The 17,654-nt window shown below is 57.2% G+C and carries 22 protein-coding genes and 3 pseudogenes; 17 read left to right on the top strand and 8 right to left on the bottom strand.

Annotated features, from left to right (window positions below; genetic code table 11):
• Positions 1 to 24 precede the first annotated feature (24 nt).
• Positions 25 to 432 carry an ankyrin repeat domain-containing protein gene (locus EH165_RS12465; protein ID WP_124799733.1) on the top strand — a complete coding sequence of 136 codons (408 nt, stop codon included), beginning with the start codon at positions 25 to 27 and terminating at the stop codon, positions 430 to 432.
• Positions 429 to 1,418 carry a suppressor of fused domain protein gene (locus EH165_RS12460; RefSeq protein ID WP_124799732.1) on the top strand — a complete coding sequence of 330 codons (990 nt, stop codon included), beginning with the start codon at positions 429 to 431 and terminating at the stop codon, positions 1,416 to 1,418. Before EH165_RS12465 ends, EH165_RS12460 begins: the two co-directional genes overlap by 4 nt.
• 90 nt (positions 1,419 to 1,508) lie before the next feature.
• On the opposite strand, the pseudogene EH165_RS12455 reads toward EH165_RS12460, so the two are convergent.
• A pseudogene (locus tag EH165_RS12455) lies at positions 1,509 to 1,819 on the bottom strand (transposase); the annotation flags it as partial.
• A 318-nt stretch (positions 1,820 to 2,137) separates the two neighbouring features.
• Here EH165_RS12455 and EH165_RS12450 point away from each other — a divergent pair.
• A complete protein-coding gene (locus tag EH165_RS12450; protein ID WP_124799731.1) occupies positions 2,138 to 3,628 on the top strand; it encodes a hypothetical protein in 1,491 nt (496 codons plus the stop codon).
• An 83-nt stretch (positions 3,629 to 3,711) separates the two neighbouring features.
• Positions 3,712 to 4,263, top strand: a complete 552-nt coding sequence (locus EH165_RS12445) for an SMI1/KNR4 family protein (RefSeq protein ID WP_124799730.1) — start codon at positions 3,712 to 3,714, stop codon at positions 4,261 to 4,263.
• A gap of 353 nt (positions 4,264 to 4,616) precedes the next feature.
• Here the strand turns inward: EH165_RS12445 and EH165_RS16895 are convergent, their stop codons facing one another.
• Both EH165_RS16895 and EH165_RS12435 read right to left on the bottom strand, forming a co-directional pair.
• Entirely contained in the window at positions 4,617 to 4,886 is a 270-nt protein-coding gene (locus EH165_RS16895; protein ID WP_422392155.1) for an integrase core domain-containing protein, read from the bottom strand.
• Positions 4,822 to 5,445, bottom strand: coding sequence for an IS3 family transposase (locus tag EH165_RS12435; protein ID WP_124799728.1), 624 nt, complete (start codon positions 5,443 to 5,445; stop codon positions 4,822 to 4,824). Before EH165_RS12435 ends, EH165_RS16895 begins: the two co-directional genes overlap by 65 nt.
• Positions 5,446 to 5,468: 23 nt before the next feature.
• On the opposite strand from EH165_RS12435, the gene EH165_RS12430 reads away from it, so the two are divergent.
• Both EH165_RS12430 and EH165_RS12425 read left to right on the top strand, forming a co-directional pair.
• On the top strand, positions 5,469 to 5,846 hold the full coding sequence (locus tag EH165_RS12430) for a DNA/RNA non-specific endonuclease (protein ID WP_124799727.1): 378 nt from the start codon (positions 5,469 to 5,471) through the stop codon (positions 5,844 to 5,846).
• A 72-nt stretch (positions 5,847 to 5,918) separates the two neighbouring features.
• Positions 5,919 to 6,374, top strand: coding sequence for a hypothetical protein (locus EH165_RS12425; RefSeq protein WP_124799726.1), 456 nt, complete (start codon positions 5,919 to 5,921; stop codon positions 6,372 to 6,374).
• Between the two features lie 206 nt (positions 6,375 to 6,580).
• Here EH165_RS12425 and EH165_RS12420 read toward each other — a convergent pair whose 3' ends face one another.
• A complete protein-coding gene (locus EH165_RS12420) occupies positions 6,581 to 6,850 on the bottom strand; it encodes a hypothetical protein (RefSeq protein WP_164479215.1) in 270 nt (89 codons plus the stop codon).
• A 557-nt stretch (positions 6,851 to 7,407) separates the two neighbouring features.
• Here EH165_RS12420 and EH165_RS12410 point away from each other — a divergent pair.
• The 3 genes from EH165_RS12410 to EH165_RS12400 all read left to right on the top strand — a co-directional run bounded on the left by EH165_RS12410 (position 7,408) and on the right by EH165_RS12400 (position 10,289).
• Positions 7,408 to 7,965, top strand: a complete 558-nt coding sequence (locus EH165_RS12410; protein WP_124799723.1) for a hypothetical protein — start codon at positions 7,408 to 7,410, stop codon at positions 7,963 to 7,965.
• A gap of 240 nt (positions 7,966 to 8,205) precedes the next feature.
• The gene (locus tag EH165_RS12405) at positions 8,206 to 9,657 is read left to right on the top strand and encodes a hypothetical protein (protein WP_124799722.1); all 1,452 of its coding nucleotides are present in this window, start codon (positions 8,206 to 8,208) and stop codon (positions 9,655 to 9,657) included.
• A 44-nt stretch (positions 9,658 to 9,701) separates the two neighbouring features.
• A complete protein-coding gene (locus EH165_RS12400; RefSeq protein ID WP_124799721.1) occupies positions 9,702 to 10,289 on the top strand; it encodes a hypothetical protein in 588 nt (195 codons plus the stop codon).
• A 60-nt stretch (positions 10,290 to 10,349) separates the two neighbouring features.
• On the opposite strand, the gene EH165_RS16890 is transcribed toward EH165_RS12400, so the two are convergent.
• The gene (locus EH165_RS16890) at positions 10,350 to 10,799 is read right to left on the bottom strand and encodes a DDE-type integrase/transposase/recombinase (RefSeq protein ID WP_164479214.1); all 450 of its coding nucleotides are present in this window, start codon (positions 10,797 to 10,799) and stop codon (positions 10,350 to 10,352) included.
• Positions 10,800 to 10,855: 56 nt separating this feature from the next.
• Between EH165_RS16890 and EH165_RS12390 the strand changes: the two genes are divergently transcribed.
• Both EH165_RS12390 and EH165_RS12385 read left to right on the top strand, forming a co-directional pair.
• On the top strand, positions 10,856 to 11,365 hold the full coding sequence (locus EH165_RS12390) for a DNA/RNA non-specific endonuclease (protein WP_164479213.1): 510 nt from the start codon (positions 10,856 to 10,858) through the stop codon (positions 11,363 to 11,365).
• Between the two features lie 8 nt (positions 11,366 to 11,373).
• Positions 11,374 to 11,832, top strand: a complete 459-nt coding sequence (locus EH165_RS12385; RefSeq protein WP_124799719.1) for a hypothetical protein — start codon at positions 11,374 to 11,376, stop codon at positions 11,830 to 11,832.
• A 264-nt stretch (positions 11,833 to 12,096) separates the two neighbouring features.
• Here EH165_RS12385 and EH165_RS12380 read toward each other — a convergent pair whose 3' ends face one another.
• The 3 genes from EH165_RS12380 to EH165_RS12370 form a co-directional block, all read right to left on the bottom strand.
• On the bottom strand, positions 12,097 to 12,582 hold the full coding sequence (locus EH165_RS12380) for a hypothetical protein (protein WP_124799718.1): 486 nt from the start codon (positions 12,580 to 12,582) through the stop codon (positions 12,097 to 12,099).
• 63 nt (positions 12,583 to 12,645) lie between these two features.
• Entirely contained in the window at positions 12,646 to 13,170 is a 525-nt protein-coding gene (locus EH165_RS12375; RefSeq protein ID WP_124799717.1) for a DUF6036 family nucleotidyltransferase, read from the bottom strand.
• A complete protein-coding gene (locus EH165_RS12370; RefSeq protein ID WP_124799716.1) occupies positions 13,167 to 13,520 on the bottom strand; it encodes a helix-turn-helix domain-containing protein in 354 nt (117 codons plus the stop codon). Before EH165_RS12370 ends, EH165_RS12375 begins: the two co-directional genes overlap by 4 nt.
• Before the next feature lie 156 nt (positions 13,521 to 13,676).
• Between EH165_RS12370 and EH165_RS12365 the strand changes: the two are divergent.
• The 6 genes and pseudogenes from EH165_RS12365 to EH165_RS12345 form a co-directional block, all read left to right on the top strand.
• Positions 13,677 to 14,576 (top strand): annotated as a pseudogene (locus EH165_RS12365) (ISL3 family transposase); the annotation flags it as partial.
• Positions 14,577 to 14,991: 415 nt separating this feature from the next.
• Positions 14,992 to 15,819: a sulfite exporter TauE/SafE family protein gene (locus EH165_RS12360; protein ID WP_124799714.1), complete on the top strand. Its 828-nt coding sequence runs from the start codon at positions 14,992 to 14,994 to the stop codon at positions 15,817 to 15,819.
• 62 nt (positions 15,820 to 15,881) lie between these two features.
• On the top strand, positions 15,882 to 16,094 hold the full coding sequence (locus EH165_RS12355) for a hypervirulence associated TUDOR domain-containing protein (RefSeq protein ID WP_124799713.1): 213 nt from the start codon (positions 15,882 to 15,884) through the stop codon (positions 16,092 to 16,094).
• A gap of 10 nt (positions 16,095 to 16,104) precedes the next feature.
• A complete protein-coding gene (locus EH165_RS12350) occupies positions 16,105 to 16,668 on the top strand; it encodes a DUF488 domain-containing protein (protein WP_124799712.1) in 564 nt (187 codons plus the stop codon).
• Positions 16,665 to 16,880: pseudogene (locus EH165_RS16885) on the top strand (MGMT family protein); the annotation flags it as partial. The gene EH165_RS12350 and the pseudogene EH165_RS16885, both read left to right, overlap by 4 nt.
• A 42-nt stretch (positions 16,881 to 16,922) precedes the next feature.
• Entirely contained in the window at positions 16,923 to 17,549 is a 627-nt protein-coding gene (locus tag EH165_RS12345) for a uracil-DNA glycosylase family protein (RefSeq protein ID WP_422392154.1), read from the top strand.
• The last annotated feature ends 105 nt before the right edge of the window (positions 17,550 to 17,654 follow it).

The following is a 17,654-nucleotide window of genomic DNA, read 5'->3' as shown; positions in this document are numbered from 1 at the left end:
ATAGTTTAACGTAAGGATTCTTTAATGTTGGAAGTGAATATGTTTGGCTCGAACGGCATTCATGATGCGGCGGGCAAGGGCAATATTGAGTTGTTGAAGAAGCTGGTGGCGGAACATCCGGAGGATGTTGAGGTGCGGATGCGTCACGGTTATACGCCTTTGGCTATTGCTGTTCAAGATGGTGTTGTTGAGTCGGCTGTTGTTCTTCTGGATGCTGGTGCTGATGTGAATACGCGGGTGGATAAAATTGAGCAACCGCTGTTGCATTTGGCCGTGTCAAGATGGAGACTGCGGCCGGATGGGGCGATGATTCAGCTGCTTATCGATCGGGGTGCCAATTTAGAATTGAAAGACAATCACGGTGATACCCCGTTTGAGATTGCCCGGTATATGTATGAGTTTCCGCCGGAGTTGCTGGAGTTGTTGAAATGACGCGTGTGGGTGCGGTGGTGGAGCATTTTTCTCGGTTGTTGGGTGAGGGTAGCCGAGTTGATGTGGTGGGTGGTGTGGAGCTATGGAAGTGGGTTCGGCCGGAGTTCGTGTCGTTCTCGACGGTAGGTTTATGCGATTCGCCGGTGACGGCTGTGTTTCCGCAGGAGCTGGTGTGTTCGGTGAAGGCTGGGCAGGAGGGGGCCGCTGATTATTTGCTGCGGCTGAGTTTGCAGATGGTGCTTGATGGGAGTCGGGGTTTTGTGGCCGGCGACCTTGTGGCTAACGGTGGTCAGGTTTTGCTGACGGGGACTCTTATTGAGGGTGTTTTGTTGAGCGCTCATCCCTTCATGCCTGATCATTTCAATGTGATTGCCGCGGAGCCAGGTGGGCAGCCGGTGGAGATTTTGACGTTGGTGCCGGTGACGGGCGGCGAGGTTGCTTTGGCTAACAGCGAAAGCGTTGATTCGTTGATGGATGTGCTGGAGAAGAAGAACCCGGATCTGGCCGATATTGAGCGCGCCTGTTCGACGCAGGATCCGTTGTCGGTGGAGGAGTTGCGTGCTGCGGTGGCGGCGGCGGTGGCGGCCGATTATGACTTGGGGTGGCGCCGGGTGGAGATTACGGCGAACATTTTGGGTCAGTGGGAGGAGTCGGTGGTGGTGGGTTTCGATGCCGCTGGTGATGCCTACACGTTGCCCGAGTCTAGGGGTGTGGTGCGGGCGTTGGCTTTGATGCGGCCGGCGATGGCGACGCCGGAGGTCGGGGCTTGGTTCACTGCCACGGTGGTGGTGGACAGGTTGCAGGATTTGTTCACTATCGATTTTGAGTATGACGCCGATCCGGTGTGGGTGGACCGTCCGTACGATGTGAACTTTATTGATGATGAGGTGAGCTTCCCTCGGCCTTATTCCCAGATCCCGCGGTGGCATCCGGTGCGGGAGAATTTCACCGAGCAGGAATGGGCCACCACCCTGGCCAATCAGTAGTCACCACAGTTCAAGCTCCTCGAACTTATTAAGGCTGATCTGCTCAGTCCATTTCGGACAGCGGAAGTCGCCTTATCAGGCTCTTCGGGATTAGCAGTGGAACTGCTGGTTGGAACTGGATGACGCCCGCCGCTTTTGGCGGGTGCAGGCCCACTGTACGCGGCGTCGTTAGTTGTCTTGGTTTCGGAAGCCGAATGCGATGCGGCCGATAGGTTCACTTTTCGGTTCTCGCCCTCGCTCTTAGCATTTGACAGGGTCGTCTCGATCGCGGTGATCATCGGTTCCTGCCGGGAGTCGACGGTGGTTGCCAGGCGGTGAATCTCGGGGGTCGCGCACCGGGCGGCGAAGGTGTAGAACTCGTCGAGGCGCCGCCAGATCTCATACCGAAGGCCGCCGTTATCTGGCTCTTCCCAGTTGAAGGTGTAGTCGGGGGCGCGTCGCTGCCTGGGTGAGGGTCGAGGTCCTCGCAAGATGGAGATTCTGACACCGTTCCATCAAGAGGACCCCGACATGGCTGACTCTACTTTCGATGTGCCTAATCTGAGCACGTTTTGCCGGCTCGACAAGCTCGGCCTGGAGTTGACGGGTCAGATCCTGGAACCGGATCGGGCGATCCTTCTGTGCCGGTCAATGGCCGTCGACCGGCTATGCGCAAGCTGCGGTGGGCGGGGTGTTCCGCGAGATACGTTGCTGCGACGTCTGTCCGGTGAACCGTTCGGGTGGCGTCCGACGATCTTGTTGGTGACAAGTCCCTGCCGGTGCATTTGGATCAGTTGGGGTCTTCGTATCAGGTTGCGGGGGATGGGTTTGTAACTTATGCCTCTGTGGTGGCCGATATTGCTGTGCGTGCGGAGGGGTTTCGGGCGGCTGGTGCGTCGGCTGACAGAGACAAGTCGCGTGCTGTTTCGGCGCAGGGGGCGTGGGTTGATCCTGTGGTTGCGGTGAATGCTGCTGTGGTTGCGAATGCGGCGGCTGGGGGTGTTTTGGTGGCGCCGGCTCCTGTTGTTGCTGGGGTGAATCCGCATGATGAGGCTGTGCGGGTGGCTGCGGCGAGGTTGCAGGCGGCGACGGAGAGTCTTCATGAGTTGGGGGGTAAGCGTAGGTCTGCTGATGATCGGGTGCAGGGGTCGTTGGAGGCTGCTCATCAGGTGGGGATGCAGAACAGGTCGGCGTGGTCCCATTTTTGGGAGGATTTGTCGAGTGTTTTGGCGGTGATCACGATTGTTTTGTTGGTGGTTGCTGTGGTGGTGTTGTTTGTGGTGGCTGGTCCTGCGGCGTGGGCGGCGGCGGGGGCTGCTTCTGGTTTTGTTGCTTCTGCGGCGGCTGGGGCTGCGGCGGCGGGGGCGGCGATGGCTGGTGTGGGGACTGCGATGACGGTGGTGGGGGCTGCTGCGTTGGGGGTGCATTCGGTGCAGGCGGTGCGGGGTGAGGCGTCGTGGGCGGATGTGGGTGTGGAGGCTTTGTGGCAGTTGGGTCCTGGGGTGGCGTTGAAGGGGTTGAAGTATTTTGGTGATGCTGCGAGGGGTTTGAAGGCTGGTGCTGCGGCGGAGGACGCTGCGGCTGGGTTGACGCAGGCGAGAGCCGGTTCGGCGCGTGATGCGGCGTCGGCTTGGGCTTCGAGGACCACTATTTCGGCGAACGCTCAGGTTGCTGGTGCGAGGGCTTATGGCAGGACGGTGTTGGATGAAGCGTCTGGTTTGGTGACGTCGCGGGCGGGTGCTCTTCCTGGGGGAGGCAGCGCCTCGGTGGGTACTACGATGAGCGAAATCAGGTCGGGGGCTTCGGCGGCGCGTGCTTCTGCCATTGATGATGCGTTGACGGGGCCGGTGGTGTTTCGTCCGCCTCGCTCTGGCTACACCGAGGTGCAGCATGTGGAGGCGCAGGAGGCAGTAGATGGAGCCAATAAGGCTTTGCAGAACAGCCAATTGTCGCGTACCGGACGCGTCGAGACGTCCAAGGATCCACAACTTATGCAGGAAAGCGCAAAAGCAAGAGAGGTTGAGCGGAGCCGGGCTGCGAGTGAGGGTGACCCGTATCTTCCGGGTCAGCATGCAGGACACAATCCAGACGCGATGTGGACCGGGAAGGCAGAGTCAGTTGGCCCATGGCTCCGTCAGGATGGAAAGGTGAACTCAACCCTTGGCAGTCAAGGCTCGAAGTATCCTAAAAATTACAAGCCGACTCAATTCCGGTACGAACCCACGCGATAAATATCGACGAAGCTGCCTTCATTGGCAGTGGTATTTCCTGTTACTATTGGCAAGTATTGTCTGGGCGAAGCTGGAGGTAACTGGTGGCAACCGAAATCTTTGACAACACGAAGGCCGGTTGGAAGAACCTTGTCGGCTTCTTGATTATTATCAAGCGTGAAATAGCTGAATTCGAGAGCCCCTCACTGATTGGGGAGACGCTACCGGAGCTGGGTGCAACTAGTGACGAACTTCGAGAGTTCGCGAGGATATGCGAGACCGCTCCGGCTGAATTCAACGAATGGATTGGTCGGTATAACGGTTGGCACAACATATACTTCAACTTTTCTCTTTTCTCACTTCCTGAAGTAATACGCGCAAGCGAAGCAATGGCATTCGATGAAATTCTGGAGGTGATTCTAGACGAAGAGCCTCAACTGGATCCGAAGTTGCTATTTGTCGTAGGACGGGATCCGTTAGATGGGCAGTATCTCCTGGTTTCAGCTAATCCATCGGATCCGCGTGCCTACTGGGTTGGCGAAGGTGACGCCAACGAATTTCCATCCTTTATTTATGCCTTCAACTGGATTGTGATGCTCCATCAAAGCGCGCTAGAAGGCTTTAAATCGGGGAGAAGTAAACCCGCTCATTCTTGAAAATGCGCATTCCTATGCGATTGCACTAGTGGAGGGTGAATAATAAATGTGGGGAGGATTGAGGTCAGCCTGTCCCAATCCAGAGGCGGTAGACGACGTTTGGTGCTTCTAAGCAGTCCGCGGCACTGGCGAGTTCGTATTGTTAGCCGGGCAGCGCGTTATGTCAAAGTGCGTTAATTAGATTTGGTGAGCTCCGAATTGTATGGCTGCCTATCCAAACGTGTCCTCGGGACTGCGCTGAAGAAAATCGTTGAAGGACGCTCCAAGCAGGCGTTTAAGCAATGGCTCGCCCAAAGGGACCAGGGTTGGCGTGTGAGCAGCCCTGCTGTTCTCGGACAGTTTTTGGGTGGGTTTTATGCTGCCGTGTTCTGTTGGTGCCATTCGGTTTCGGCTTCGTTTGGGGTTCGGTATCCGAGTGCTGAGTGAAGCCGAATCTGGTTGTATCTTAGTTCGATGTATTGGGTAATGTCAATTTGTGCGTGTTTACGTGTGGGGTATTCGGTTCGGTTAACGCGTTCGTTTTTGAGAGCCCCATTCCACGATTCCGCCCACGCATTATCATAATAAGTCCCGGTACGCCCAAGGGAAAGCCGTAGCCCATATAGCTTCGCTGCTGCTTTCAGTTCCGTGGAGGTGTATTGGCAGCCGCGGTCGCTGTGAAATATGGTTATTCCAGGAATGAAAGCCTTCTGTTTGTGCGCCATCATCTATTGCTTGCAGGACCAGTTCGGTGCGCATGTGATCGGCCATCGCGTAACCCACCACCTGTTTGGTGAAGCAGTCCGACACCACAGCCAGATACATCCATCCCTCCCACGTCTGGATGTAGGTGATGTCGGAGACCAACTTCTGCGCCGGCGCCTCGGCGGTGAAATCACGGTTGACCAAGTCCGCGGTCGTGGAACTGTCACCGGCGATGGTGGTGGTCGGCCGGAACGGTTTTGGCTGGCACGTCACCAAGTTCATTTCCCGCATCAGCACCCGCACCGTCTCAGGGTGGCAGTGGTTACAACGCCTGGCCAGGTCAGCGTGGATCCTTCGATAACCGTAAGTACTATCGGACTGCTCAAACAGGAACTGGATGACACTGGCCAGATCACGCCGCCACAGCGCAGTCGCTGATGGTGCACGATCACGCCAATCCGAGTACCCGGAACGGGAAACCTTCGCCCACCGGCACATAGGTGGTATTCGGTTTAGGTGCGTTGAGTTCGGAATTCCAATTGCCGGTTGTCCGTACCCAGTCTGGTGGTAAGGGTGGGTGGAATAAAGAGCTGTACACGCCGAAACCCAACACCACCTACATTGTTGACAACAAGTTCGTTTATCACACTGACGATTTGGGCCGGGTCAGGGACAGCAGCGCAAAGCTCGATGAACTGGTGGCTGGTGCAAGACACCCAGGCCAGCAGACGAAAGCTGGCGGCGATGACCGGGCGATGAAGGCCAGTCTCAACGGAGGCGGGAAGGGCCAATATGGGGATATGGAACGAGAGTGGGCCGATGCTATTCGTCAAGGGAAGTCTGTTGAGGTGTCGGTGAAAGTTAATTATGATGGCGCTAGTCTCAGGCCTTCCAGTTAGGAGGTAAACTTCACAATAAGCGGAGAAGCACCAAGACCGCCCCGAATGTTCTATCAATAGAAAGCTACTGCCATGTCGGATATGCAGGAACTGCAGAGCGTGATTGCGCAGGCTATGTTGGGCGCTGCTGCCCAGGAGTGCAGTCGGATTGAAATGCTTGTCAATGCGAACGAGGCGGTGTACGAGCCATACTGCACGAGTTTCGATGAGGCTGGTCTTGAACAGAGCCTCGAGGTGCCGTCGACTGCTGTGCACGCTTTTATTAAGTTGCGGAAGCTAATGGTTACCCCCGAGCACGGGACATGGCTTAGCGCGGTGGCGATTGTTGATCGTGATCGGAATTCGTTCGATATTAAGTATAATTATGATCGTGAGCCTGTTTGGCACATCTCGCCTGGGCCGGATGGGGACATTGCTGATATGGAAAGGTTCCCGCGGCCTTATGGGGAGATCCCGGAGTGGCATGCGGTGCGTAAACAATTCACTGAGCAGCAGTGGTTGGCGAAGTTCCCGCAGTTTGCCCAGTAAAGAGCGCGGATATTTGTGCGTTGGCCGGCGGTGGCTGGCAGGAGCCCACCACGAGACGTGCCCGACAGGACAGTCCACGTTCCAGGTAACTGGGTCGGCGGCGACCTGGCCTTGGTGGTGGCCTGTCGGCCGAGATGGTGCGGTCGTTCTTTTTCTTCGAGTGCGTGTACCGGTCTTAGGGGTGCGTGGTGTTGGGTCTTCAGCATTCAGGCGATGCTGCGTTGGTCAGAGAGTTTGTTCGTTGAGCCGTCATCGTGGTGGAGTGCCACTGCGCTGGGACGTTGAGGGTGTTTTGTCTGGGCTGCGAATTGACTAGTGGCGCGGATCTCCAGGTCGTCTGTTGCTGCATGTGCGGATTCGGCGGTGGTGCGGGTGGCTGTACTGACCGGCAAAGATGCGGGCATCGGGAGCTGGCCGGGTGGGGTCAACACGTGGAGGTCAAGGTGCTGTCCAGCCTTTTCGGCTCGTTGGTTCATCAGGCTGCTGTTTGTTTGGTTGCGGGGGCAAGCGCTGGGCGGCTGGGGATCCTGCGGGCAATCCCCATTGATGATGCGTTGACGGGGCCGGTGGTGTTTCGTCCGCCTCGCTCTGGCTACACCGAGGTGCAGCATGTGGAGGCGCAGGAGGCAGTAGATGGAGCCAATAAGGCTTTGCAGAACGGTCAATTGTCGCGTACCGGACGCGTCGAGACGTCGAAGGACCCAGTTCTGACTAAAGCCAGCAAAAAAGCAAGAGAGGTTGAGCGGACGCGGGCTGCGAGTGAGGGTGACCCCTATCTTCCGAGTCAGCATGCAGGTCACAATCCAGATTCGATGTGGACCGGGAAGGCAGAGTCAGTTGGCCCATGGCTCCGTCAGGATGGAAAGGTGAACTCAACCCTTGGCAGTCAAGGCTCGAAGTATCCTAAAAATTACAAGCCGACTCAATTCCGGTACGAACCCACGCGATAAATATCGACGAAGCTGCCTTCATTGGCAGTGGTATTTCCTGTTACTATTAGGAAGTATTGTCTGGGCGAAGCTGGAGGCAACTGGTGGCAACCGAAATATTTGACAACACGAAGGCCGGTTGGAAGAATCTGATTGGTTTCCTCATAATTCTCAAGCGTGAGATTCTTAAATTTGAGAACCCCTTGCTGATAGGTGACACGCTACCGGAGTTAGGCGCGACTAGTGATGATCTAAAGCAGTTCGCGAGCATCTGTGATAATACTCCGGCTGAATTCAACGAATGGATAACCCTGTCAAATGGTTGGTACAATATATGCTTCAACTTTTCGCTATTTTCGCTTTCGGAGGTAATACGCGCCAGCGAAGCAATAAAATTCGACGAGGTTTTGGAAGTTCTTCTTGATGAAGAACCTGAGTTGGATCCCAGTTTACTATTTGTCGTAGGACGGGATCCGATGGATGGAGAGTACCTTTTAGTTTCATCCAATCCAGGAGACCCGCGTGCTTACTGGGTTGGTGATGGTGACATCAACGAGTTTCCGTCCTTTATTTACGCCTTTAACTGGATTGCTATGCTCCATCAGGTAGATTTAGAAGACTTCAAAACCGCAGGGGCAAAGCCAGTTCAGTCTGGAACTTGAAGTATTCTTGTGCAATTGCGGCTGCTAGATGATGTGTTTCAAAGCGGGGGAGGATTTGGGGCGGTCTGGTCCAATCCAGATGCAGTTGGCGACGGCTTCTGCGAGAATTAGCCTAGAAGTAGCCCGGTTGCGGTCGGATTCGGGTTGTTTGCCGACTAGTAGTTGTCTGATGGTGCGTCTGACGCTGTGTGGCGTGGGGATTCGGCGGATGCTTTTCGTGCGCGGATTTTGGAGTTGCCGGTGCATTTGGATCAGTTGGGGTCTTCGTATCAGGTTGCGGGGGATGGGTTTGTAACTTATGCCGCTGTGGTGGCCGATATTGCTGTGCGTGCGGAGGGGTTTCGGGCGGCTGGTGCGTCGGCTGACAGGGACAAGTCGCGTGCTGTTTCGGCGCAGGGGGCGTGGGTTGATCCTGTGGTTGCGGTGAATGCTGCTGTGGTTGCGAATGCGGCGGCTGGGGGTGTTTTGGTGGCGCCGGTTCCTGTTGTTGCTGGGGTGAATCCGCATGATGAGGCTGTGCGGGTGGCTGCGGCGAGGTTGCAGGCGGCGACGGACAGTCTTCATGAGTTGGGGGGTGAGCGTAGGTCTGCTGATGATCGGGTGCAGGGGTCGTTGGAGGCTGCTCATCAGGTGGGGATGCAGAACAGGTCGGCGTGGTCCCATTTTTGGGAGGATTTGTCGAGTGTTTTGGCGGTGATCACGATTGTTTTGTTGGTGGTTGCTGTGGTGGTGTTGTTTGTGGTGGCTGGTCCTGCGGCGTGGGCGGCGGCGGGGGCTGCTTCTGGTTTTGTTGCTTCTGCGGCGGCTGGGGCTGCGGCGGCGGGGGCGGCGATGGCTGGTGTGGGGACTGCGATGACGGTGGTGGGGGCTGCTGCGTTGGGGGTGCATTCGGTGCAGGCGGTGCGGGGTGAGGCGTCGTGGGCGGATGTGGGTGTGGAGGCTTTGTGGCAGTTGGGTCCTGGGGTGGCGTTGAAGGGGTTGAAGTATTTTGGTGATGCTGCGAGGGGTTTGAAGGCTGGTGCTGCGGCGGAGGACGCTGCGGCTGGGTTGACGCAGGCGAGAGCCGGTTCGGCGCGTGATGCGGCGTCGGCTTGGGCTTCGAGGACCACTATTTCGGCGAACGCTCAGGTTGCTGGTGCGAGGGCTTATGGCAGGACGGTGTTGGATGAAGCGTCTGGTTTGGTGACGTCGCGGGCGGGTGCTCTTCCTGGGGGAGGGAGCGCCTCGGTGGGTACTACGATGAGCGAAATCAGGTCGGGGGCTTCGGCGGCGCGTGCTTCTGCCATTGATGATGCGTTGACGGGGCCGGTGGTGTTTCGTCCGCCTCGCTCTGGCTACACCGAGGCGCAGCATGTGCAGGCTCAAGAAGCAGTAGATGGAGCCAATAAGGCGCTGAAAAACGGGCAAGTAGCGTCTGAAGGGCGGGTCGCAACCAGCAAAGACCAAGAGCTTTTGCGGGCAAAGGATCACGCAGTGGCTGCTGAGAAGAAATTGAAAGCCAGTGAGGGCGACCCTTACTTGCCCGGCCAACATGTGGGGCACAATCCGGATGCTATGTGGACAGGTAAAGGCGAATCTGTGGGTCCTTGGCTCCGTCAAGACGCCAAGGTAAATTTAACAATGGGCAGTCAGGGTTCTAAATATCCCGAGCACTTCAAGCCTACCGAATTCCGGTACGAGAGAGGGTCCTGAAGATCCCAACGTGCTAATATAATGATAGGTTAACTCTGATTCATGTGAAGAGAATTATCAAGCGAAGGCGAGCGCTGCAGATAATGGTTATGGAATTTGATAATACTAAGGCGGGATGGCGAAATCTCGTCGGCTTTCTCATCATTCTCAAACGCCAAATTCTTGAGTTCGAAAACCCTTCGCTCATAGGTGACTCTCTGCCGGAGCTTGGTGCGACCAGTGAAGAATTAGAGCAATATTCAGCGATTTACGCGAATACACCCTTTGAATTTAACGAATGGATCAGGCAATTTAACGGTTGGCATGAGGTTTATTTCTCATTCTCCTTACTGCCACTTTCTGAAATTAAGCGCGCTAGCGAGGCGATGGAAAGCGACGTATGCTTAGAAGTGGCGTTAGAGTTTGAGCCAGATTTTGACCCTGATTTACTGTTCGTTGTAGGGAGTAGCCCAGATAGTGGTGCCCGTCTCCTAGTTTCAGCTGACCCTACAGACCCGCGTGCTTATTGGTTCGGTGACGGAGATGTCGAGACATTTCCGTCCTTTATTTACGCATTCAACTTTATCGTTATGCTTCATCAAGGCACGCTGGAAGACTTTAAAAGTGGTAAGACGAAGCCGTTCGATTTTTAAATGGATAACGCAGGCAACACTGAGGAGCCTTGCTGTTTCGGACAGTGTTTTGGGTGGGTTTTATGCTGCCGTGTTCTGTTGGTGCCATTCGGTTTCGGCTTCGTTTGGGGTTCGGTACCCGAGTGCTGAGTGAAGCCGAATCTGGTTGCATCTTAGTTCGATATACTGGGTAATGTCAATTTGAGCGTGTTTACGTGTGGGGTATTCGGTTCGGTTAACGCGTTCGTTTTTGAGTGTCCCATTCCACGATTCCGCCCACGCATTATCATAATAAGTCCCGGTACGCCCAAGGGAAAGCCGCAGTCCATATACCTTCGCTGCTACTTTCAGTTCCGTGGAGGTGTATTGGCAGCCGCGGTCGCTGTGAAATATGGTTATTCCAGGAATGAAAGCCTTCCGTTTGTGCGCCATCATCATCGCTTGCATCACCAGCTCGGTGCGTATGTGATCGGCCATCGCGTAACCCACCACCTGTTTGGTGAAGCAGTCCGACACCACAGCCAGATACACCTGGCGTGGCTCCGCATGGTGAGCCAAGTGTTCCGCAGGGACCGAAGCCTCTTGCTGTGGAAACCCAATTGCCGGTTGTCCGTACTGCGGCTGGCAAACCTGGCCAATGGAATTCCGAACTCAACGCACCTAAACCGAATACCACCTACGTTGTCGATAACAAGTTCGTGTACCATACCGATTCATCCGGGCGGGTAGTAAAAAGCGAAGCGGTTCTGGATTCAACATCTGGCGGGGTGAGGAACACACACCAGCAACGCACAGCAGGTAATCGAGGGGGACGGAATGACCGTCAACCCGGCGATCAAGGGGGTCATATTTATGGGACGCAATACGGTGGCCCTGACGAGGATATCAACATAACTGGAATGAAGGCGGAACTTAATGCTGTGGGGACGAGAGAATACGGAAAGTTAGAGGACATTTGGAAAAAAGCGGCAGATGCGGGCACACCTGTGAACGTTAAGATAGAGTTTAGCTATAAGGGCAATAGTACGCGTCCCGCTGGATACGACATTGCCTATACAATCAACGGACAAGAATTTTTTAGATATTTAGCAAATTAGGAGATATTATGGATCAGGAAGTTCAAGAATTACAGACCGAAATTCAGAATTCTATTCTCGATGAGTACAGCGATGGATGGGTTCGCTTCGTAGTGCAAATGAATAGTACGCAAGGCGCGTCGGAGTTTTTAGTCACCAGCTTCAGCAGTGAAGGCGAGGAGCGAAGCGTGAAAGTGCCGTCCAGGACAGTGAGAGCGTTAATAAGTCTCAGGGAAGCAATGGCCACGCCGAATCATGGGGTTTGGTTTAGTTGCAAGACCGTTCTTGATAGAGACCTCAATTCATTGGAGATCGCTTACAACTACGATGACCGACCGGAATGGGCAGTAGAACCGTATGACGAGACATACATTGATGACTTAGAACATTTCCCTCGTCCGTACGCGGAGATTCCTGAGTGGCATCCTGTTAGGTCGGAATTTACTGAGCAGCAGTGGTTAGCTAAATTCCCGCAGTTCGCCCAGTAGGTAGTGCGGATATTTACGCGCTAGCCTCGATCTGATCCGCCGCGTGGATTTCGGACAGCGGAATTTGTTTTTTTACGCTGCCGTAGCCCGCTGATCGTCTGCCACCGGCCGATACCCACCGACGCCGGATACGTTGTTGCGCTTGACCTCTCGAATGATCTCCGACTTCGACCGACCAGGTCCTGCGCGATCTGGGTGAGAGACCAGCCCGCCTTCAGCCCCGCAGAGATCTCCGCTCGATCCTCAAAGTCACAGCCCTGCGCATCAACCCAGCACCCATTTCAGATCAAGTGACTCCGCACCGCCCTGAACCGGGCTGTTGCTTCGCGTCACACTTCCGTCCATGTTGAGTTCCAGCCAGGCTGGTTCACCGCTGGATCCGTTGTTGCGCAGGCTGTCATTCCACCGTTCCACGATGATCGCGCCGTCTTCGGCCACGTTCACCCGGGCGGGTTCGCCTTGAGGTCCGTCGGTGAGTTTGCCGTCCGTCCACCTCTCAAAGCCAAAGGAGCCGTCGCCGGAAAACCACGAAGTGGCAGGCTTGCCCCCACGCCCATTGGTCGCCACGCCAGCGGTGTAATACCTAGTGATCTGGTTGCCCTCCGGCCAAATTTCCGTCTGAGCAGGCTCCCCATTTGGCCCGTCATGGAGTTCGCCGTCAGGGGTGCGCCATTCCCTGAAAACGTCGCCATCGACAGTTCGAATGGTGAGCGAGGAAACCGGGTGGGCGGGGCCATCAGAAGTCGTCATAAGAACAATCCAAAACGTCCACTTGCCAGAATGTCAACTCCGATCACGCACACCATAAGTGCATCAGTCCCCGCGAAAGTTTTGGACCTGGTCGTGGGGGCGTTGACGATTGGCGATAGTGATCAGTTCGGGTAGGGCATCGAAATCTTTCGGCCGTCCCGCGGCTGTTTTGGAGCGGATGACGTCTCGTAGCGAGGCGACTTGGACGGCCAGATTTCCGACTTGATGCGGGGCAGCGGCGCGGATTAGATCGGGGTAGCCCTGCGTGCCTGACGGAGAGAGGCTCAGGTCGAGTTCACCGTAGGCAGTTACCAGGTTTAACGCAGTCATTCCTGCTAGCGCGTTCGCGTCGGTTGCAAAAGGAAGGCCGCCGTGGATTCCGTCGACCCTAATGCGGGCCTGCAGATGGACCAACGCCGCGGTGAGGTTGGTGAGGTTTTGAGTGTCGGTTGCGGGGGTGACATCGACGTCGACAGTTGGTTTTGTCCCGCCGTGGAGTAGTGCGGCGTATCCACCGATGACGACGTACTGCACGTGGTGCTGGTTGAGGACCCGGAAGATAGCTTCGGCGTCGAATGGTTCGCTCATGCTGCAGGGCCCGACGTGAACAGATTGACCATTGACTGGTGGCGGCCGTCGGCTTCGCTACGCTGGTCGTCGGTCAGTGCTGAACGTCGGCGGTCGAGAACATCATCGTGATCGTCATACGAGGCGAGTTGCGGTCGTAGTTCCAGATCCGCCGCAGCGAGAATTTTGCACAGTGCCAGCATGGATGGTTGCACTGTGCCAGATTCAATGCGGGCGATGTAGGACTGCGCGGTTCCAGCTGCGTTAGCAAGCTGCCGCTGCGACAATCCTTTTTGTGCTCGGGCCAGTTTCAGGATGTTGCCAGGCAGCCGTTCGTGGTAGCCCGATGTCGTGGGTCCAGGTTTCGCCATACTTCAACGATACAACATCGGATATCCTGTCCACGGTCCGTGGCGCAGGCAGCAGCGGGCAGTGCTGGGGGCGCCTTCTGGAAACTTTTCCTTGCTATCTTGTCTCTGCCGTCCTTCTCGAAATTGTTGGACCCGGTTTTAGGTGTTGACCCTGATCCGGTGTTCGTTCTCGGGATCGACGAAACCAGGCGGGGTAAACCGAAATGGGTTACCGACCCGGTCACTGGGCTCCGCCGGTGGGTTGACCCCTTCGATACCGGATTCGTCGGTATCAGCGGGAATCAGGGCCTATTGGCTCAGGTCAACGGCCGGGACGCTAAGGCGGTGGTGGGATGGCTCGATGGGTGCGGCGCCGCGTTTAAGGCCGGTATCACTCATGTCGCGATCGATATGTCTGCCTCGTATGCGAAAGCGATCCGGGAGGCGTTGCCGCACGCGAAGATCGTCGTGGATCGGTTTCATCTTGTCCGGCTGGCGAAGGAGATGGTCGACGAAGTTCGGCGTAGGACCACTCAGGAACTGCGTGGGCGACGCGGCCGTAAGGCAGATCCGGAGTGGCTCAGCCGCCGACGGTTGCTGCGCGAGGCTGAGAGGTTGACCGCCCAGCAGCGGCAGAACCTGTTCGACAAAGTCATGGACCTGGATGTCAACGGCGATGTTGCGGCCGCCTGGATCGCCAAAGAACTTCTTCGTGATGTGTTGGCCTGCAAAGATAACGGCGGCCTTCGGTATGAGATCTGGCGGCGCCTCGACGAGTTCTACACCTTCGCCGCCCGGTGCTCGACCCCCGAGATTCACCGACTGGCTACCACCGTCGATACCTGGCAGGAACCGATGATCACCGCGATCGAAACGAATCTGTCAAATGCAAAAAGTGAAGGCGAGAACCGAATCGTGAACCCCATCGCGGCTACGCCCCACAGCGACGGCTCCATGATCGGCCGGATCGCATTCGGCTTCCGAAACCAGGACAACCAACGCCGCCGCGTACGGTGGGCCTGCACCCGCCAAACCAGGCCAGTGCCATCCAGGGTCAAACGCCTACGCCCCTGCTAAGTCGGAAGAGCCCGGATTTTCCGCTTGGTGTTTGGGGCCCGCCATTTATACGAACGCTCGGAGTAGGGTGGCGTCAGCCTGGAGTACCCGGTGATCCGGCACATGAACAACCCCGAATCGGTGCTCACATATGAGGGCTGCTCACATATGAGGGCTGCTCACATATGAGGGCACGGTGGAGATGCACACTCTGGTTGTTGGGCAGGCGATCACGGGGCTGTCGGCTTTTCGCTAACTCGGTCGGTGGTGCGGTTGTCGCTTGTGGGGAGTGGCAAGCTGAGTACGGGGTCTCCCGCGCAATCACCGCCACCGCAAGCCAGGCAAGCGTTGCCCTGGAGAGCCCAGACCTTGGCAGCGAGCGCACGGAGGCAGTCATCCTTTTCAGCAACAGCATCTTCAAAGCCGGAGTCCAACCTTGATAGTCGCGGCGGCCATCGGCCTAGGTCTGCTGATCGGCGCCTTCCTGGGCGCGCTTGGCGGCGGCGGCGCGATTCTCACCGTCCCAGCCTTGATCTATCTGTTGGGTCAGACCGCGCAGGAGGCGACCACTGGCAGCCTGGTTATCGTGGGCGCCGCGTCCATCACCGGCATGAGCGGATACGCGCGTAGCCACCACGTGATGTGGCGCCTCGGCGTCCTGTTCGGAATCGCCGGTATTGGGGCGGCTGTCGCTGGCACTGCCCTCAACGCACAGGTTGACCAACGCTGGCTGCTGCTCAGTTTCGCCGTCGTCATGGTGCTCGCTGCAGTCGCCATGTTGATCCGGGCGCGCAATGACGCCGCTGCCAAGACCGCGTTAGCCACAACAAAAGTGCCCACCCCCGCGGGTGGCCCGGGCCCCGCACCGTTCGTCACTAGCTGGGATCTCACCACTGGCGTGCGCGTCTTGCTGGCCGGTCTAGGCGTCGGATTTTTGACCGGGTTCTTCGGAGTCGGCGGCGGTTTCGTCATCGTTCCCGTGTTGGTATTGATCTTCGGCCTGTCCATGGCCACGGCCGCGGGCACCTCACTGCTGATCGTCACACTCAACTCCACCGCATCACTCATCGCCAGAGCGGGTCACGTACATGTCGAATGGCACGTCATCATCCCGTTCGCCGTCGCTGCGATGGTCGCCTCGCTGGCCGGAAAAGCTATCGCCAGCAAGCTGCCCGACGTATCGCTCACCAGAGCGTTCGCCGGAATGTTGATCGCGATCGCCGCCTTTGTTGCCAGCGAAAACATCATCGCGCTCGCTTCCTAGCCCGGGACGTTTGCCGAACGTTCCAGACGGGGAAGAAACAAGAAAGAAGAAGGAGAAGCCTGATGACGAAGAAGTTCTCAGTCGGTGACGCCGTGCGGTGGAATTACGAATCCGGCCGAACGCAGGGTGTGATCACGAAGGTCCACACCAAGGATGTGGAGTTTATGGGTCGCACTCGGCGCTGCAGCGAAGACGAGCCGCAATACGAGATCAAGAGCGACAAGACCGACCACTTGGCGATGCACAAGGGCGAAGCGCTCACCCAGGTGGATTGACCTCGCTCCTATGACGAAAAAGCAGACAACGGACTTGGCGCCAACGGTTTTCACTCTTGGCCACTCCACCCGGGAGTTCGATGAGGTGGTGGCAATGCTGCGCGCAAACAACGTGACTTCCCTGGTGGATGTGCGTTCGTTTCCGTCATCGCGTAAGTACCCGCAGTGGAACCAGGACGCGATCGAGCAGGCCCTACCCTCCGATATCGGGTACCGGTGGATAAAGGACTTGGGCGGTCGCAGGCACACCCCGGTCGGGGTAGTAAGTCCGAACACCGGTTGGCGCGTCAGGGCTTTCAGTCACTACGCGGACTATATGACGACTCCGGAGTTCGCCGCCGGGCTAGTGGAGTTGCTCGAACTTGCGCAGGGATCGGTGCCGGCGATCATGTGCAGCGAGGCAGTACCGTGGCGCTGCCACCGGCGGCTGATCACCGACGCACTGATCGTGGCGGGGGCGGCGGTATTTAACATCATGTCCCTGACCTCGACCAAGCCTGCGGAACTGACACCGTTCGCGCAGGTGCGAAACGGTGAGATCACCTATCCCGCAACAGCTGAAGCAGGATCATGAGCCCAGACATCGTGGCCGAGGTGCGCGCTTTCGTGATGGCCATTCCGACGGGATGCGTCGCTACGTACGGCGAGATCGGCCAAGCGGTCGGAATTGGTCCCAGACAGGCGGGCAAGGCCGTGTCGCTGCTGGAGGACGGCGCACCGTGGTGGCGTGTTCTCTACGCCGACGGCACCCCTGCAATGTGCCATGACGGCGCAGCCCGAGCTTTATTGGAATCTGAGTGGGTGCCATTTCGTGGCGATCGAGTCGATATGCGCAGAGTCCACAGAGCCGAGGCCCTCGCATCCTTCGACGCGATCCGCAGCGCCATAGCCGATGATGAACCCAACGCCGTCATGCGGGAGCGCGGGTGGCACCCCATCTACACGGCGTCGGCAACGGCCCGCATTGCGGTGATCGGGCAGGCCCCCGGGATCAAGGCACAAACCAGCGGTGTGCCATGGGATGACGCCAGCGGGAAGAACCTGATGGAGTGGCTGGGGGTGACGCCGGCGCAGTTCCGCGACCCGGCACTGTTCTCGCTACTGCCGATGGACTTCTACTTCCCCGGCCCCGGGCGCAGCGGAGACCTGCCGCCGCGCAGGGGTTTTGCGCAACGATGGCACCCGCCGCTGCTCACCCTGATGCCCAATATCAGGCTCACGTTGCTGATTGGCAGGTACGCGCAAAACTATTACCTGCCCGAGTCTCGGCGTGATTCGCTGACGGAGACCGTGCGCAATTTCGCCGAATTCGGCCCCCGTCAATTCCCTCTCGTCCACCCGTCGCCGCTGAACTTTCGGTGGCAGACCAAGAATCCGTGGTTCGCCGCCGAGGTACTGCCGGAGCTCCGCACCCGCGTGCGCGAGGCACTGCAAAGCACCCCGGGCGCTCGGTAATGCTCTCAGCGAGATTTGTTGCACAGTAGCCTTTATGGCGGAGTTTGGATGTCCACAGTGAAGCGGGCAGCTGACTGAGTGTAAAGGAAACCACCGTCATCGATT

This window comes from Nakamurella antarctica (assembly GCF_003860405.1).
Classification (GTDB): Bacteria; Actinomycetota; Actinomycetes; order Mycobacteriales; family Nakamurellaceae; genus Nakamurella; species Nakamurella antarctica.
Note: the sequence above shows the minus strand (reverse complement) of the source record. Positions and strands in the feature narration are given on the sequence as shown.

Bases quoted from the DNA above. Each gene is read 5' to 3' on its own strand.
- EH165_RS12370 (WP_124799716.1), bottom strand. From the start codon at position 13,520: ATGGCGAAACCTGGACCCACGACATCGGGCTACCACGAACGGCTGCCT.
- EH165_RS12380 (WP_124799718.1), bottom strand. From the start codon at position 12,582: ATGACGACTTCTGATGGCCCCGCCCACCCGGTTTCCTCGCTCACCATT.
- EH165_RS12350 (WP_124799712.1), top strand. From the start codon at position 16,105: ATGACGAAAAAGCAGACAACGGACTTGGCGCCAACGGTTTTCACTCTT.
- EH165_RS12420 (WP_164479215.1), bottom strand. From the start codon at position 6,850: ATGAACCAACGAGCCGAAAAGGCTGGACAGCACCTTGACCTCCACGTG.
- EH165_RS12375 (WP_124799717.1), bottom strand. From the start codon at position 13,170: ATGAGCGAACCATTCGACGCCGAAGCTATCTTCCGGGTCCTCAACCAG.
- EH165_RS12385 (WP_124799719.1), top strand. From the start codon at position 11,374: ATGGATCAGGAAGTTCAAGAATTACAGACCGAAATTCAGAATTCTATT.
- EH165_RS12345 (WP_422392154.1), top strand. From the start codon at position 16,923: ATGCGCAGAGTCCACAGAGCCGAGGCCCTCGCATCCTTCGACGCGATC.
- EH165_RS12435 (WP_124799728.1), bottom strand. From the start codon at position 5,445: ATGTGCCGGTGGGCGAAGGTTTCCCGTTCCGGGTACTCGGATTGGCGT.
- EH165_RS12465 (WP_124799733.1), top strand. From the start codon at position 25: ATGTTGGAAGTGAATATGTTTGGCTCGAACGGCATTCATGATGCGGCG.
- EH165_RS12460 (WP_124799732.1), top strand. From the start codon at position 429: ATGACGCGTGTGGGTGCGGTGGTGGAGCATTTTTCTCGGTTGTTGGGT.
- EH165_RS12355 (WP_124799713.1), top strand. From the start codon at position 15,882: ATGACGAAGAAGTTCTCAGTCGGTGACGCCGTGCGGTGGAATTACGAA.
- EH165_RS12425 (WP_124799726.1), top strand. From the start codon at position 5,919: ATGTCGGATATGCAGGAACTGCAGAGCGTGATTGCGCAGGCTATGTTG.